This is a genomic window from Novosphingobium lindaniclasticum LE124 (genome assembly GCF_000445125.1).
In the GTDB taxonomy this organism is placed as follows: domain Bacteria; phylum Pseudomonadota; class Alphaproteobacteria; order Sphingomonadales; family Sphingomonadaceae; genus Novosphingobium; species Novosphingobium lindaniclasticum.
The window spans coordinates 21,361-36,858 of record NZ_ATHL01000156.1; the positions used below are offsets into that span (position 1 = coordinate 21,361).

The 15,498-nt window shown below is 64.5% G+C and carries 13 protein-coding genes and 1 tRNA gene; 4 read left to right on the forward strand and 10 right to left on the reverse strand.

Features of this window, described 5'->3' with window-relative positions; translation table 11 throughout:
* Positions 1-111 precede the first annotated feature (111 nt).
* From L284_RS46675 to L284_RS46685, 3 genes are read right to left on the reverse strand one after another with little or no spacing between them, the layout of a single operon-like run.
* Positions 112-570 (reverse strand): GNAT family N-acetyltransferase, encoded by a 459-nt coding sequence (locus L284_RS46675; protein WP_031343327.1) that lies wholly within the window; start codon positions 568-570, stop codon positions 112-114.
* 7 nt (positions 571-577) lie between these two features.
* Positions 578-1,231 (reverse strand): tRNA (adenosine(37)-N6)-threonylcarbamoyltransferase complex dimerization subunit type 1 TsaB, encoded by a 654-nt coding sequence (gene tsaB, locus L284_RS46680; protein WP_031343329.1) that lies wholly within the window; start codon positions 1,229-1,231, stop codon positions 578-580.
* Positions 1,232-1,239: 8 nt separating this feature from the next.
* Positions 1,240-1,818, reverse strand: a complete 579-nt coding sequence (locus L284_RS46685) for a NifU family protein (protein ID WP_021236338.1) — start codon at positions 1,816-1,818, stop codon at positions 1,240-1,242.
* 175 nt (positions 1,819-1,993) lie between these two features.
* On the opposite strand from L284_RS46685, the gene L284_RS46690 reads away from it, so the two are divergent.
* A complete protein-coding gene (locus L284_RS46690; protein WP_021236339.1) occupies positions 1,994-4,924 on the forward strand; it encodes a M16 family metallopeptidase in 2,931 nt (976 codons plus the stop codon).
* A 184-nt stretch (positions 4,925-5,108) separates the two neighbouring features.
* Positions 5,109-6,482, forward strand: coding sequence for a class II 3-deoxy-7-phosphoheptulonate synthase (locus L284_RS46695; RefSeq protein ID WP_031343330.1), 1,374 nt, complete (start codon positions 5,109-5,111; stop codon positions 6,480-6,482).
* A gap of 89 nt (positions 6,483-6,571) precedes the next feature.
* Here L284_RS46695 and L284_RS46700 read toward each other — a convergent pair whose 3' ends face one another.
* The 5 genes from L284_RS46700 to L284_RS0125125 form a co-directional block, all read right to left on the reverse strand.
* On the reverse strand, positions 6,572-6,787 hold the full coding sequence (locus tag L284_RS46700; protein WP_021236341.1) for a hypothetical protein: 216 nt from the start codon (positions 6,785-6,787) through the stop codon (positions 6,572-6,574).
* Between the two features lie 239 nt (positions 6,788-7,026).
* Entirely contained in the window at positions 7,027-8,781 is a 1,755-nt protein-coding gene (locus L284_RS46705; protein ID WP_021236342.1) for a chloride channel protein, read from the reverse strand.
* A gap of 117 nt (positions 8,782-8,898) precedes the next feature.
* Positions 8,899-9,477: an HD domain-containing protein gene (locus L284_RS46710; RefSeq protein ID WP_021236343.1), complete on the reverse strand. Its 579-nt coding sequence runs from the start codon at positions 9,475-9,477 to the stop codon at positions 8,899-8,901.
* Positions 9,478-9,604: 127 nt separating this feature from the next.
* A complete protein-coding gene (locus L284_RS46715) occupies positions 9,605-11,029 on the reverse strand; it encodes a globin-coupled sensor protein (RefSeq protein ID WP_235054623.1) in 1,425 nt (474 codons plus the stop codon).
* A 163-nt stretch (positions 11,030-11,192) separates the two neighbouring features.
* Positions 11,193-11,819 carry a TetR/AcrR family transcriptional regulator gene (locus L284_RS0125125; protein WP_052018473.1) on the reverse strand — a complete coding sequence of 209 codons (627 nt, stop codon included), beginning with the start codon at positions 11,817-11,819 and terminating at the stop codon, positions 11,193-11,195.
* A 200-nt stretch (positions 11,820-12,019) separates the two neighbouring features.
* Here L284_RS0125125 and yghU point away from each other — a divergent pair, with 200 nt between their 5' ends.
* Together yghU and L284_RS46725 are read left to right on the forward strand one after the other, a co-directional pair.
* Positions 12,020-12,868, forward strand: a complete 849-nt coding sequence (gene yghU, locus L284_RS46720) for a glutathione-dependent disulfide-bond oxidoreductase (protein WP_021236346.1) — start codon at positions 12,020-12,022, stop codon at positions 12,866-12,868.
* A gap of 85 nt (positions 12,869-12,953) precedes the next feature.
* Positions 12,954-13,028: transfer RNA gene (locus tag L284_RS46725), tRNA-Gln, on the forward strand.
* 192 nt (positions 13,029-13,220) lie between these two features.
* On the opposite strand, the gene L284_RS46730 is transcribed toward L284_RS46725, so the two are convergent.
* Together L284_RS46730 and L284_RS48335 are read right to left on the reverse strand one after the other, a co-directional pair.
* Positions 13,221-14,321: a branched-chain amino acid aminotransferase gene (locus L284_RS46730; protein WP_021236347.1), complete on the reverse strand. Its 1,101-nt coding sequence runs from the start codon at positions 14,319-14,321 to the stop codon at positions 13,221-13,223.
* A gap of 804 nt (positions 14,322-15,125) precedes the next feature.
* On the reverse strand, positions 15,126-15,498 hold a 373-nt coding region (locus L284_RS48335), incomplete at its 5' end, for a hypothetical protein (protein WP_021236348.1).

A 15,498-nucleotide genomic window follows, 5' to 3' on the forward strand; every position in this document is an offset into this window, starting at 1 on the left:
GCCTGTTCTTTTGCTCTGAACCATTCCGATCGCAATTTCAAGGTCCGTGTAAAGTCGTCCCTAATCGTGACAGCTGTAACAATAAAAATTCATGCTCAGCGCGGAAGCCGTTCACCCGATATCGCAAGCAAAGGTCAAGGCGTCGATCCGTCCTGCTCCGGGAGTCCGGTAGTATTCCTTGCGTTCACCAATCTGGTAGAAGCCGAAAGCCGAATAGAGCGACTGGGCCGGGTTGCCTCTTCTCATTTCCAGTAAAAGGCGTCTAGCGCCGCGACCCGCGGCCGCAAGTCTCAGTGCGTCCAGTATCGAGCGGCCAAGTCCCAACCGGCGATATTCAGGCGATACGGCAAGAAGCAGAAGTTCCTCTTCCTCGTAACCGGTGCGCGACAAGGAAAACCCCGCCGCTTCTTCGCCGTCCTGGGCCGGCGTTCCTTGCGCGGAAATGAGGAAGTAGTGGCAGTTGCCGAAGGCGAGGGCGTCTTCGACTTGCCTTCGGTTCCAGGCTTCTCCCCACGTCGGATCGAACGCGCTGGCCATGACGGCCATTATCCGGTCGACATCTTCGATCATCGCCACGTCAGCTCTGCGGTCCCGGCTTTCCGCCGGGCAGGCGCGCGTCGGGGGCGCGGCCGTAGAGAGGGCGAATGTCGGCCGTGAGGGCACCGTGCGGCAGAAGCGGCCATGACCGTGCGTCGGGCCAAATCGGCAGCGCCGTGCCGGTTGCACGGGCGGCGACGAGAGCTTCCGCCTGGTTTCCGGCGACGAGGTTTTCCCGCACGCCGGCCGCCGCCGCCTCGGGACGCTGGGATGCGAGGGCGCGGCTTGTGGCGCCGTCGGCAGTGAAGCTTGCAGTGAACCATTCGCCGTGACCGCCAGTCATCGCCACCGCTATGGGAACCGCGCCGGCCTGATCACGGGCGATCGCCGCGACCATGGCCAGCGTGGAATAGCCCAAGACTTCGGAGCCCCAGGCCAGCGCCAGCGCCCGCCCGGCGGCAAGGCCGACACGAACACCGGTGAAGCTGCCGGGGCCGAGTGCGACGACGATGCGTGGCGCCCGCCCTCGATCGGGCAGGGCGGCGATCATCGGCACCAGAGCTTCGGCATGGCCGCGCCCGAGCATGCGGAACTCGCCCGCGAGCAGTTCGCCGCCATTGAAAAGCGCGACCGAGCAGGCCTCGGTCGCGCTGTCGATCACCAGGGTCCGGCCCCCCGAGACATCCCCCGTCATGCCGGCGGTCAGGCCGCGCGCACTTCGGTGACTTCGGGAACGTAGTGCTTCAGCAGGCTTTCGATGCCCTGCTTGAGCGTCGCGCTGGACGAAGGGCAACCCGAGCAGGCGCCCTGCATGGCCAGGTAGACGACGCCGTCGCGGAAGCCGCGATAGACGATGTCGCCGCCATCGTTGGCGACGGCCGGCCGCACGCGGGTTTCGATCAGGTCCTTGATCTGCTCGACGATATCGGCATCGGCGGGATCGTCGCCATAGTCGGCGTCATCCTCGGCCGGAACGGAGAAACCGGCCGCATCGCCGCCGACGAAGAGAGGGGCTTCGGAGACGAAATGGTCGAGCAGGATCGAGACGACCTGCGGCTTGAGGTCCGACCACTCGGCGCCCGGCGCGGCCGTCACCGAGACGAAGCCCTGGCCGAAGAACACGCCGGTAACGTCGCCCAGGTCGAACAGCGCCTGCGCCAGCGGCGAGACTTCCGCATCCTCTGGCGAGGTGAACTCGCGGGTGCCGGCTGCCATGACCTGCCGTCCGGGCAGGAACTTGAGCGTGGCGGGATTGGGCGTGGCTTCGGTTTCGATATACATGATCCAGGCGATTTAGGTGCTGCGGGGATGGGGTCAAGTCCGCACGGTGCAATTGACTTTGCGCGGAGCGGGAACAAGGCTGCGACCCGGCTCTTTTACGCCGCGTCTTTCCATGCCCGAATAGCCTGGCGCTATTCACTGGCCCTTAATCGAACCGGAACCTATACCCCTCCCGATGACGAAATCTCCGCGCGCCGCCCGTTCGCTCGCTTGCCTGCTCCTGCTGGCGCCCCTCCCGGTTCAGTCCGTTCTTGCCCAGGTGCCGAACGCTCCGGCACCTGCGGCCGAAACGTTGCCCGGAGATCGGGATCCTTGGCTCTATCGCGGCAGCGACATCCCGCGCGATCCGGAGTGGCATTTCGGTGAGCTTTCCAACGGTCTGAAGTATGCCGTGCGCCGCAACGGCGTGCCGCCAGGGCAGGTTTCGATCCGCATCCGCGTGGATGCCGGCTCGCTCTACGAAACCGATTCGGAACGCGGCTATGCTCACTTGCTGGAGCACATGCTGTTCCGCCAGTCGAAGTATATTCCGGAAGGCACGGCGATCGCCGCGTTCCAGCGGCTGGGGGCGACCTTCGGCAGCGATACCAACGCGGTGACCTCGACCACGCAGACCGTCTTCAAGCTCGACCTGCCCAACGCGGCGCCGGCGTCGCTGGACGAGACCTTCAAGCTGATGAGCGGCATGGTGACGGCGCCGACGCTTTCGGCTTCCAACCTCAAATCAGACTTGCCGATCGTGCTGGCCGAAATGCGCGAACGCGGCGGCGCCGCCAAGCGTGTGCAGGATGCCATGCAGAAGACGCTCTATGCCGGGCAGCCGCTTTCCGTCCGCGAGCCGATCGGCACGGTGGAGACGCTGACTTCGGCAACGCCGGGCTCGGTTCGCGCCTTCTACTCGCGCTGGTATCGTCCGGACAACGTCGCGGTGATCGTGGCGGGTGACGCGGATCCGGCGACGCTTGAAAGCTATGTGAAGAAGTGGTTCTCGGACTGGAAGGCCTCGGGCAAGTTGAGCGCGGCGCCCAGCTTCGGGGATCCCGTCGCGCCGCAGGGTGTCGATCCGAAGAACCCGATCGGCGAGACCAAAGTGCTGGTCGAGCCCGACCTGCCGCCTTCGCTGATGTATGCGATCCTGCGTCCCTGGCGTCAGGTGATCGACAACGTGGCCTACAACCAGGGCCTGATGGTGGATTCCATCGCCCAGGCCGTCATCAACCGCCGCCTGGAATCGAAGGCGCGGGCAGGGGGCAGCTTCCTCTCGGCTTCGGTCAATCAGGACGACGTTTCGCGGTCTGCGGATGCGACGTTCGTGTCCGTCACTCCGCTGGGCGACGACTGGCAGGCGGCCCTGCGCGACGTGCGTGCAGTGATCGCCGACGCCATGAGCAAGCCGCCCTCACAGGCCGAGATCGACCGTGAGGTCGCGGAACTCGACGTCGCGTTCCAGGTACCGGTCGAGCAGCAGCGCATCCTTCCGGGATCGAAGCTGGCGGACGACATGGTCAATGCCCTCGATATTCGGGAGACCGTAGCAGCGCCGAACGACGTGCTGCGCATCTTCCGCGAGTCCAAACGCCTGTTTACGCCTGCGGACGTGCTCAAGCATACCCAGCAGCTGTTCAGCGGCACCGTGACGCGGGCGCTCTTCACCACCCAGAAGCAGGGCGGAGCTACCGACGAGGCGCTGCGGACGGCACTGCTTCAGCCGATCAAACCCGATGCCTCGATCCGCACCGCCGGTAACGAGAAGCCGGTATCATTCGAGAAGCTGCCCGCCATCGGTGCACCGCACAAGGCTACCGCCCAAACCCCGACCGGCCTGCTCGATATCGAGCAGTTGACTTTCGCCAACGGGGTCAAGGCGATGCTCTGGCCGGTTCAGGAAGAGCCGGGGCGCGTCACCGTCAAGGTGCGTTTCGGCGGCGGCAAGCGCTCGATCGAACCGCAGGACGCGCCCTATATCGCCCTGGGCGAGTTCGCGCTCGTCGGTTCGGGGCTCGCCACTCTCGGCCAGGAAGATCTCGATCGCATCTCGACCGGTCGTAAGATGGGCTTCGATTTCGAAGTTCAGGACGCCAGCTTCCAGTTCCAGGCCGAGACGCGCCCGCAGGACCTAGCCGACCAGCTCTACCTCTTCGCCGCCAAGCTCGACCTGCCGCGCTGGGATCCGCAGCCGCTGGTTCGCGCAAAGGCCGCCGCGAAGATTCAGTACGCGACGTATTCCACCTCTCCGCAGGGCGTGCTGAACCGCGACCTCGAATTCTATCAACGCGGCAAGGACCCCCGCTTCGCGACACCGAAGCCGGAGGCGATCGAGAAGGCCACGGCGGCCGGGTTCAAGAAAGTCTGGAGCAAGGCGCTTTCCAGCGGGCCGGTGGAAGTGCAGATCTACGGAGATTTCGACAAGGCCTCCACGATCACCGCGCTGGAAAAGACGTTCGGCGCCTTGAAGGCACGCACCCCGGCACCTTCCACCGCCAACGTCGCGGAGGTCGCCGTGCCCAAGCCCTCCGACGTTCCCGTCGTGCTCAAGCATCACGGCGACCCGGACCAGGCAGCGGCGGTGATTTCCTGGCCTACCGGCGGGGGATCGGTGGGCATTCGCGAATCGCGCCAGCTGGAGATCCTGACGCAGCTCTTCACCAACCGTCTCCTCGATGCCGTGCGCGAGAAACTGGGCGTGGCCTATGCGCCCTACGTCTACTCGCAGTGGCCAGTGGACCTTGCGGCCGGCGGCTCGATCACCGCCATGGCGCAGCTCGATCCCAAGTCGACCGCCGTATTCTTCCAGACCGCCGACGAGATCGCGCAGGATCTCATCAACAACCCGCCGACGGCGCAGGAACTGGCGCTCGTTACCGAACCGATGCGCCAGCAGGTGACGCGGGCGGCTTCGAGCACCTCGTTCTTCATGGGCCAACTCGAAGGCGCGACTTACGATCCGTCGCGGATCGGTACCGTCCGCACGATCCTCTACGACTACACGGCCACTACACCGCAGCAGATGCAGGCGCTTGCCGCCCGCTATCTCGGCAAGAACAATTCTTGGCGCCTTGAAGTCATGCCGGAAGGCAAGGCGGTGGGGGCGGTCGCCGTCAAGTAAGCGCGGCAGCCGATCATGCAAAACTACGCCGGGGCGCAATCGATCACGCTGATCGTGTAAACCGGCTTTGCAAAAATTACCCTGGGGCGCTAAAGGGCGCCCCTTGTTTTGCGGTTCTTGCCGGTTTGGCCCTGGGCACTCGGCTTGGGGAGAGAAGGCGAAGGAACCGCCAGGAGTGCGTAACGTGGCTAGCAATTGGACCCCGGAAAGCTGGAAGGCTCAGGAAGCCCGCCATCTTCCGGTTTACGGCGATGCGGAGAAGCTGGGCGAGGTAGAGGCCACGCTTGCGAAGTTTCCGCCGCTGGTCTTTGCGGGCGAAGCGCGTGCCCTGAAGGCGGATCTCGCCGAAGTTTCCGCCGGTCGCGGTTTCCTGCTTCAGGGCGGGGACTGCGCGGAGAGCTTCGCCGAGTTCAGCGCGGACAACATTCGGGACACCTTCCGCGTGCTGTTGCAGATGGCGGTCGTGCTGACGTTCGCCAGCAAGCAGCCGGTGGTGAAGCTGGGCCGCATGGCGGGCCAGTTCGCCAAGCCGCGCTCGGCGCCGACCGAGATGGTGGGCGGCGTGGAAATGCCCAGCTACTTCGGGGACATCATCAACGGCATCGAAGGCAACGCCGAAGCGCGTCGCAACGATCCGGAACGCATGCTGCGCGCCTACACGCAGTCGTCGGCGACGCTGAACCTGCTCCGCGCCTTCGCGCATGGCGGCTATGCGAACCTGCGCCAGGTGCACCAGTGGACGATGGAGCACATCAACCGCAGCCCCTGGGGCCAGAAGTTCGAGCAGATGGCCGACCGCATCGGCGAGGCGCTGGACTTCATGGCGGCATGCGGCGTGGATCCAAGTTCGGTTCCGCAGCTTCAGGGGACCGACTTCTACACCAGCCACGAAGCGCTGCTGCTGCCTTACGAGGAAGCGCTGACCCGGCGCGATTCGCTGACCGGCGACTGGTACGACTGTTCGGCCCACATGCTGTGGATCGGCGATCGCACCCGCTTCGAAGGCTCGGCCCACGTCGAGTACTTGCGCGGAGTCGGCAACCCGATCGGCATGAAGTGCGGGCCGAGCCTCGAGCCTGACGCGCTGCTGCGGATGCTCGACACGCTCAATCCCGGCCGCGAACCTGGCCGCATGACGCTGATCAGTCGCTATGGCTATGACAAGGTCGAGGCGGGCCTGCCCAAGCTGGTGCGCGCGGTGAAGGCGGAAGGTCATCCGGTCGTGTGGTCGTGCGATCCGATGCACGGCAACGTCATCAAGACGGATACCGGCTTCAAGACCCGTCCTTACGAGCGCATCCTTGCCGAAGTGCGCGGCTTCTTCGCCGTGCACCGCGCCGAGGGCACCCATGCGGGCGGCATCCATATCGAGATGACCGGGCAGGACGTGACCGAATGCACCGGCGGCGCCATTGCCATCACCGACGAGGCGCTGAAGGATCGCTATCACACGCATTGCGATCCGCGTCTCAACGGCGCGCAGTCGATCGAACTCGCTTTCGAGCTGGCCGACCTGCTCAATCTGGAAGCGACGGAACGGCAGAAGCAGGCGGCCTGATCCGCCGCATCTGAAAACACCGAAGGGGCAGGGGAGTCATGGCTCTCCTGCCCCTTTTTTCCGTCGTTACAAGGACGGATCGCCGGGGACTAGTCGCAAAAGTGCTCGGCCATTCGCGCCTGTTGCAATGCTTTGCGGAGCGACGAGATCTCATGGGCCTGACGGCGGAGCAGAGCCGCCGCCTGAAGCAGCGCCTGGTCGGCCGTCTTGGGATCCTTCCCGGGCCGGCCCAACGCAGCCCACATGTCGAGCGTCCGTGCCAGCTCCTCGGCCTGCGACTGCTCCACTGACGTCTCCCGTCCCATCGTTCGCCGCGTTCCTAGAGCGATTGCCGATGCGATTGCATCGGATCGACCACTCTACTTTCTGGTTTGACGCATTTTTCCGAATCATCAGGTGATTCCACCTGATTAGAAAATGCTCTGACTGGCGCGTATTTCGCGCGCGAGACAAGTGGGGCGACGCAAGATCGGCAAATGACCGATATGGTCAGACGAACGGCATCATGGCTGTCATCGGGATCAAGCACGCTCCTCCCGGCTGCTCAACTTTCCCCGAACAGTTCCCGCTGCGAGGCTTCGATTTCCTCGAAATAGCGCCGACGGGCATGGCGTTCGGTCACCACGCCCACGACCCGTCCGACCCCGTCCACGACCGCAAGTTCGTCGGCCACGGCGACGTCGAATGCCTTGATCATCGCCCGGATGTCGGTGGTGGGAGAGAGAGTCGTGCTTTTCAGCGTCGCCAGGGTGCCGATCTCACCGTCCTGCGGCAGTTCGGGATTGTAGGCGGACGATGTGGTGACGATCCCCGCGTAGTGGCGGTCCTGGTCGACGAGGATCGCCTTGCTGGCGGAGCCCAGCGGCACGCGCGCGCGGAAGTCGGCGATGGAGAGCGTTGCGGGCACCGAAATCCAGTCCTTGCGCATGATCCGGCCCGCCGTGAGGCTGAGCATCCAGCCGATGTCGCGCGGCGAGCGGATGATCGAGCCGCGGATATGCAGGCGCCAGGTCGAGAAGGAATAGCCGAACATTTCCCGTGTGAAGGCGCTGGACACGAGCGAGGCCGTCAGCACCACGCCCATCAGCGCGAAGTCGTGCGTGGTCTCCAGCATGAGCATGGCCAGCGTCATCGGGCCTCCGACGATGGAGACGGCGAGCGCGCTCATGCCGACGAGGGCGGACTGCGTGGGATCGAGTTCGATGCCCAGCGGCAGCATCTGCACGGCCGCCGCGAAGATCAGGCCGACCAGCGAGCCGAGGAACAGCGAGGCGAAGAACAGGCCGCCGCGAAAGCCGAAGCTGAGCGAGATCACCGAGGCGGCGATCTTGAGCGCCAGGACCATGAGCAGGAACTGGATCGCCGGTTGCATCTGGAGATTGAGGTGCATGGCGCCGTGCCCGGCGGAAAGCGACTGCGGCGAGATCCACGCCAGCGGCATCAGCAGCAGTCCGCCTACCAGGGGCTTCCAGCGCGCGAAGCGGGTGAAGCGCTGGACGTGGAGTTCGGTGAAGGTCACCAGCCGCATGATCAGGATGCCTACGAGCGCGCAGACCAGGCCGAGCACGGCATAGATGAAATAGTCGCCCGTGGTCAGGTCGCGCGCGCTGGAAGCGGCGATGAGGTAGGGTTCCACTCCCAGTTCGCGGGTGATGAAGGCGGCGCCGAGCGCGGCGGCGATGACCGGGGCGATGGCGGCGGGGGTGTAGGCGCCAATGACGATCTCGAAGGCGTAGAACGCGCCTGCCAGCGGTGCCCCGAAAGCGGCCCCCACGGCGGCACCGGCGCCGGCGCCGACCAGGGTGCGCATGTCGGCACGGCGTAGCTTGAACCATTGGCCCAGCACCGAGGCGACGCCGCCACCCATCTGCGCATAGGCGGCCTCCAGTCCGACCGAGGCGCCTGCACCGTTGGAAATGATGGTCTGGGCCGAGATGATGAGATTGTCGATGAAGGGAATGCGCCCGCTATGCAGCGCGTTGGCCTCGACAACGTCGATCGGCGCTCGCCGGCGGCCGCGTAGCAGGTATGCGATGCCGATCAGCACGAGGCCGCCGAAGGGCAGGGCAAGCAGGCGCCAGGGATGGCGGATCTCGCCGAGTGCGCTCAGGCGATTGCCCTCGATGGCGTAGAGCAGCTGCTGCAGGGCATGGGCGAGGAAGCCCTGGAGGTTGGTCAGCCAGCCTGCGGCGATTCCCGCCAGCACGGCCAGCACGATGAACGCCAGTTCGCTCTCGCGCATGCGCTGCCGCTGGCGGATGACCAGGGCCTTCAGGGCGTTAACGGCGGGGCGTCGCATCACGTCTGGATTGGGGCCTCGCGCGCCGGACTGTCAAGGCGGCTGGCCCTGGCGGGAGGAGAAAAGCGAGCGCTAGCGGAAGGAGCACGTAGGAAGTCAGTGTCGTCCGGGATGACGTCAGGCGCCGAAATATCCCTTGTGTTTGGCGGCCTCCAGTTCCGCTTCGAGATAATCCCACAAGGCCGGAGCGCCCAGGCTGATCTGCGGCTTCAAACGCTTCACCACCCGTTCGTGGCTGATGCCGTTCTCGCGCCAGCTCTGGCCCTGGTTGCGCAAGTTGAGCAGCGCGGGCATCGCGCGGTCGATGGCATGGGCGAAGCGCGCCTCCACGGACTGTTCTTCCTCGCACTCGCTCCAGAGACCGCGCAAGTAATCGGCTTCTGATGCGGGTAGAATGCCGAAGATCCGGTCGATGGCGGCGCGTTCGGCCTGCTTGCGGTCGGACAGGCCTTCCTCGAAGAAGACCATGACGTCGCCCGTCTCGATCTCGCCGATGTCGTGGACCAGCAGCATGGCCATGACCCGGCCGATGTCGGGCGTGCCGGAAGCGTAAGGAGCCAGCGCCACCGCGAAGAGGGCGATCTGCCAGCTATGCTCGGCCGAGTTCTCGTAACGGTCGAGACCGACCGGCTTCACCTTGCGGGTGACGGCCTTCAGCCGGTCGATTTCCATCACGAAGTCTATGACGTTCTGCATGGCTCATGACCTCCAGCGCTTGCCCATATCCCGCACTGGAGGGGCGGCGCGCTCTTCTCAAGTGTGAAAAGGAGGCGGCTTGCGGCTTTCCGTCGAAGCCCGCATTGCGCCTCCTTGCCCGCGCCGATCAGGCCGCCTGCGTTCTGGCGCCGCGTTCCACCTGGTCGATATGGAACCGCCCGGCCTGGTTGGCCAGCGTCGTCGCATCGGAGATGAGAGTGCGCGCGGCGGCGGAGGTCTGCTCGACCATGGCGGCATTCTGCTGGGTGGTGCGATCCATCATGCCCACCGTGGAACTGACTTCTGAAATGGCCGTGGCCTGTGCATCGTTGTCTCTCGCCATCGTTTCGACAAGCGCGTGGACGCGGCCGACCTCACTGGCAATTGTCTCCAGCGAGCGATCGACGCGGGACACGGTCTCCACCGCCTGGTCGATCTCGGAGCGGGTAGCGGAAAGGCCGTCGCGCGCCTTGCGGGCTTCCTCTTCCGCGCGCATGGCCAGCGAACTGACCAGATCGGCGACCACGGCGAAGCCGCGCCCGGCATTGCCTGCCCGGCCTGCTTCGACGGCGGCGTTCATGGCCAGGACGCGGGTCTGGAAGGCGATCTTGTCGACCCCTTCGATGACCGCGTCGATGCCGCGCGCGCTTTCATGGACGACATGCATCGCCTGGACCGCATCCCCGGCGACTTCGCGGCCCTGCTCGACCGAAACGAGTGCTTCTCCGGCGATGCCCAGCGTCTCCTGCGCGCCGGAAGCGGTGGCTTTCACGCGCTCTTCCACGCGCAGGAGCGTCGCAGCCGTTTCCTCCAGGTTCGCAGCGCTGTTCTCGGTGCGCTGCGCAAGATCTTCGGAGGCCTGCGCGATGGCGCCGGACTCTCCGTAGATCGCGTTGGAGGCCGTCACCACGGCGCCGATCGTCTGCCGCAAGTTGGCGAGGCTGCGATTGTATGAATTCTTGAGCGAGAGGAAGCCTGCCGGCAGATCGTCGATATCATGGACGAGATCGCCGGCGGCCAGGCGCGACATCGCCCGGTCGAGCGCGGTGATCGCCTGGTTTCGTTCGGCTTCGGCTTCCTCGAAGTAGATCGAGATCGAAAGGTCCATGTCGAGCATGGCCGCTTTCATCAGCGCCCGGCTGAGCTTGCCTGGGCTCACGCGGCGCGTGAACAAGCGCCAGGGGCCGGCACTGCGCTCGACGGCGGTCATGATCTCTTCCAGGATCAGCGCGTAGCCCCCGATATACCAGCGCGGCTCCAGGCCGATCCGTGCGTGGACTTTCCCGATGCGGCTGACGGCGGCGTAATATTCGGCGTCGAAACGCCCGGTGGCGATGCCCATCCAGTGGGCGACCTGCGCGCTCTGTGCGGCATCGATCTGGCGGTCGCTGCCGAACATACGCGCCATTTCGGGAGTCGCGCGAACGCGGCGATAGAAATGTTCGAGCGCGGGCCGGATACATTTACGCAGGAGCGGCTGCGCGGCGGCAAGGACACGGCGCTGCGCGGCATCGAATTCGAGGAACGCGAGACGCTCCTCGATGGTCTTCACTTTCAAGTTCAACTCCTGCCCGGCGGATCCCGCCCAACCGAATGAAATCGTTTTCTATGCGTATTATAGAAGGAAGAACGATTGATCCGGCCTGCCGCGGGGAGCATTTTCGGTTCTTGTGAGGCGCCCGTAGATCGTCATGCGGGACTTCTCGGGCCTGGCTTCAGCGTCCTAGCGTCACGCCGATCCGGCGCAACATGGCGATCTGCGTCTTCATCAGGCGTTCGATGCTGTCTTCGGTCGAAAGGTCGGGCCGCACGCTGTTGCGATAGACACGCGGGCCGATCATTACCCAAGTCAGCAGCAAGGTTGCGAAAGCTTCCGTATCGATGTCGGCGGCTTCCTTCCGGCTGCCGAACTGGGCGCGAAGATCCTCCACCAGCGCGTCCCATCGCGGATAGCGCTGTGCGACCTTGCCGGGAGCCAGGAATTCCTTGGTCCAGAGCGCGATCACCTCAGGATTGTCGAGGACGAACCGCGTGATGAAGCGCATCCGGCTTTCCGCCGTGTCGGAAGGCGCGAAAGCGACGGCAAGCTGCTCGGCCGACCATTCGCGCACGGCCGCCAGCAAGGCCTCGCGGCTGTCGAAATGGTAGTAAACAGTCGTCCGATTGACCCCGGCCTCCCGCGCGACTTCGGACAGCGAAAGCGCCTCGGCGCCTTTGTCGGACATCAGCCGCACCGCCGTATCGATCAGCAGCGCATGGGTTTCCTCGAACCCCTTGTTGCGACGACGCGTACGTCGCGGTTGGCCACCTGGACCTGCCGGTACGTCCATCGTGTTGGTCATGTGCCCCGCCTGTATTGCTGGCGCGCCGCGCCGGGCGGCCACGTTGCCTTAGAATGATGATTTAAAAAGATATTCACGGAGAGTCGAGGTCCGCACTGAAATTATGTCGCGTGCTGCTCATGCCGCCGGCCGATAGGACGCGACTTGTCGCTTCGCAGCCCGCATCCTAGATCTGCGCGCGATGCATCAAGGAGCTGCTCATGGCCGATCTTACCTACACGCCGCCGAAAGTCTGGACCTGGGACAAGGGCAACGGCGGCGAATGGGCCAGTATCAACCGTCCCATCTCCGGCGCAACGCATGACAAGGAACTGCCGCGCGGCCGGCATCCGCTGCAACTCTACTCGCTGGGTACGCCCAATGGGCAGAAGGTCACGATCATGCTGGAAGAGCTGCTTGCAGCCGGCGTGGCCGAAGCGGAATACGATGCCTGGCTGATCGATATCGGCGAGGGAGACCAGTTCGGTTCCGGGTTCGTCTCGGTTAATCCCAATTCCAAGATCCCTGCCTTGCTGGACTATTCCGGCGATGCTCCCGTCCGCGTTTTCGAATCGGGAGCGATTCTTCTCTACCTCGCCGAAAAGTTCGGCAAGTTCGTGCCCGCCAGCTATCCGGAACGTGCCGAGTGCCTGTCCTGGCTCATGTGGCAGATGTCGACGGCGCCGCTCATCGGTGGCGGGTTCGGCCACTTCTATGCCTATGCTCCTGAAAAATTCGAATATCCCATCAACCGCTACGCGATGGAAGTGAAGCGCCTCCTGGACGTGGCGGACAAGCGGCTGGGCGAAACACGCTACCTGGCCGGCGAAGCCTACACGATCGCCGACATCGCCGCCTACGGCTGGTTCGGCGGCTTCGTGCGCGGAGACGCCTATGGCGACGCGGCGACCTTCCTGGACGTGCCCAGCTACCGCAACCTGGTCCGCTGGGGTGAGGAACTGGGCGCTCGCGAGCCTGTCCAGCGCGGCCGTATCGTCAACCGCAAGGGCGACGGCTTCGTTCGTGAACGCCATAGCGCCAGCGATATCGATGCGGTCGTAAAGGGCTGATCCTGTTAATTCATGCCGGTGCGGAAAAACTCTGCGATAGGGGGTTTTCAGCACCGGCATTAGCCGCTAAGCGCGCAATCCCTGATGGGGCGTCGCCAAGTGGTAAGGCACCGGTTTTTGGTACCGGCATTCGCAGGTTCGAATCCTGCCGCCCCAGCCAGCCTATTGAATGGCTGGCATGATAGCGTGGCGAATAGCCGTTTCCGGCAGTGATTACCGCGCGGCAGCAAGCCTCTCGATAAATCAGATTCCAGTTTAGTTCCGGCCGGCGCAGCGCCCACTTTTGTGCAGCCTAGGACCGAATATCGAACCTGCGGGTAGAGCAGGGAGCCGCAGCCCCCTGCTTTCTGCTTCAGGCGATCTTGCGGATCCAGCCGTGGCTGTCCGCCGCTTCGCCGCGCTGGATCGAGACGAGGCGGTTCTTGAGCTTGGCCGTAAGCTGGCCGGGGCCGCCCGAGCCGATCGTGAACGCGCCGTCGCGGTCCGAGACCTTGCCCACGGGAGTAACCACGGCAGCGGTGCCGCAGGCGAAAGTCTCCACCAGCTTGCCCGAAGTGGCGTCGTCGCGCCATTGGTCCAGGCTGTACTTTCCTTCCTCGACCTTAAGGCCTTCTTCGCGCGCGAGCTGGAGCAGGCTGTCGCGGGTGATGCCAGGCAGGATCGTGCCGGTCAGCGCCGGCGTCAGCAAGGTGCCGTCCTCGAAAACGAAGTAGAGGTTCATGCCGCCCAGTTCCTCGATCCACTTGTGCTCGGCGGCGTCGAGGAAGACGACCTGGTCATGGCCGCGCGAGATGGCTTCGGCCTGGGGCACGAGGCTGGCGGCATAGTTGCCGCCGCACTTGGCCGCGCCGGTGCCCCCGGGCGCCGCGCGGGTATAGTCGGAGACCCAGATCGAGACGGCCGGGGCCCCGGATTTGAAATAGTTGCCTGCAGGGCTGGCGATGACGATGAACTTGTACCGCTTGGCCGGACGCACGCCGAGGAACGCTTCGGTGGCGATCATGAACGGGCGCAAGTAGAGCGAGGCGCCTTCACCGGCCGGGATCCAGTCGCTGTCGATCTTCACCAGCCGCTCGATGGCTTCCACGAACAGCGCTTCCGGCAGTTCGGGCATGGCAAGGCGCTGTGCGGACTGGTTGAAGCGCGCGGCGTTCGCCTCCGGACGGAACAGGGCGATCGAGCCGTCGGCCTGCTTGTAGGCCTTGAGGCCCTCGAAGATTTCCTGTGCGTAATGCAAGACCGAGGCGGCGGGATCGAGTGCGATGGGTTGGCGCGGGCCTACCACTGCATCGTGCCAGCCTTCGCCTTCCGTCCACTCGATCGTGACCATGTGATCGGAGAAATGCGTACCGAAGCCGGGGTTGGCCAGCACGGCATCACGCTGCTCGGCGCTGGCGGGCATGGGGTGGGTCTGGGTGGAGAAAATCAGGCCGGCATCGGCGAGCGTCGCCATCGAACAAGTCCTTCAAAGTGCATTGCTGGCGCCCGCTGAATGAAAATTACGCGAAACGCAACAAGAAAGTAATTTTAATGCCGAATTCAGTGATAGCGGACCATCATCCAAACCGGTCATCCACGAATGCGAAAACCGGCTTTTGCGCCGACATCTTCGCTTTCCTTCCTTGCTTCGATTGGGGCCGAAGGGCCAGCCCGAATTTGCGTTTCGGCTTCTATTACGCCCCCGCCGGATGGCCACGCCAGCCCGTGGAAACCGGCAGATGCGTGAAGCGCGAATGAGAAGGGCCGCCCCGGTCGCCCGGTGCGGCCCTTCGCATGGTCAGCGGCCGGGAAGTGCCGCCAGCGAAAGCCTTTATCGCTTCATGAGAATTTAGCGATAATGCCTCGCGACGGAAATTGCCGACCTCTCTGCTGAACCATGAGACATCGGATCACCTCCTTTCGCGCTGTTGAGCCAAGGTTGCCGCCCCTGGCTGTTCCACCGAGGCGGCTGGACTTCGGTAACGCCCGGGCGCGTGTGCCGGGTTCCGTCGTCCTGAGAAATTTGTGTCCGATTCCGCATCGCACAACAAGCCTTGCAATCATCTTTTTTGCGGTCATTATCGAGGCTTCGGGCTAGTTTTCCCCAGCCTGCAAACCGCGCTTTACGGCGGTTTTCCGGGCGTCTTCAATTGTGCCCGTCAATATGCTAAAATTACGGCGAAACATTCAGGATCTGGCCGTCGCCCGCCGCTCGCCGGGGCGAGTCCCGTTCACTTATGAGCAGAGACTGCGATCCGGCCGAGCGGGAGGCTGCGCGTCAGCGACAGTCCTCGATCACGCGCGAGATTTCGGTCCAGCTGGGGACGTAGAGCGGCTGCATGCCCTGTGCCTGCACGGCGAAGCGGCCGCGGCTGAAGGCCATCGAATCGAGCAACCCGTCGCGTGCAGGCAGATCGACCTGAACCCCGCCGCTCACCGGACGGGCGGTAAGCGCGCGAGTCGTATCCGATGTCGAGATGGTGAGCGAAACCGGAGCGGAAGCGGCGCCGCTCCGGAACAGCGAGATCGTCGAGGAGGCGCGGTTGCAGCGGATGCCGAACACGCCGTCGGCGAAGCTGGCGATGCCGGGACTTGTCAGGCGCCAGTCGCCCGGCGTCCGGGGGGCGTCGCGCCAATCGGCGGGCGGCGGC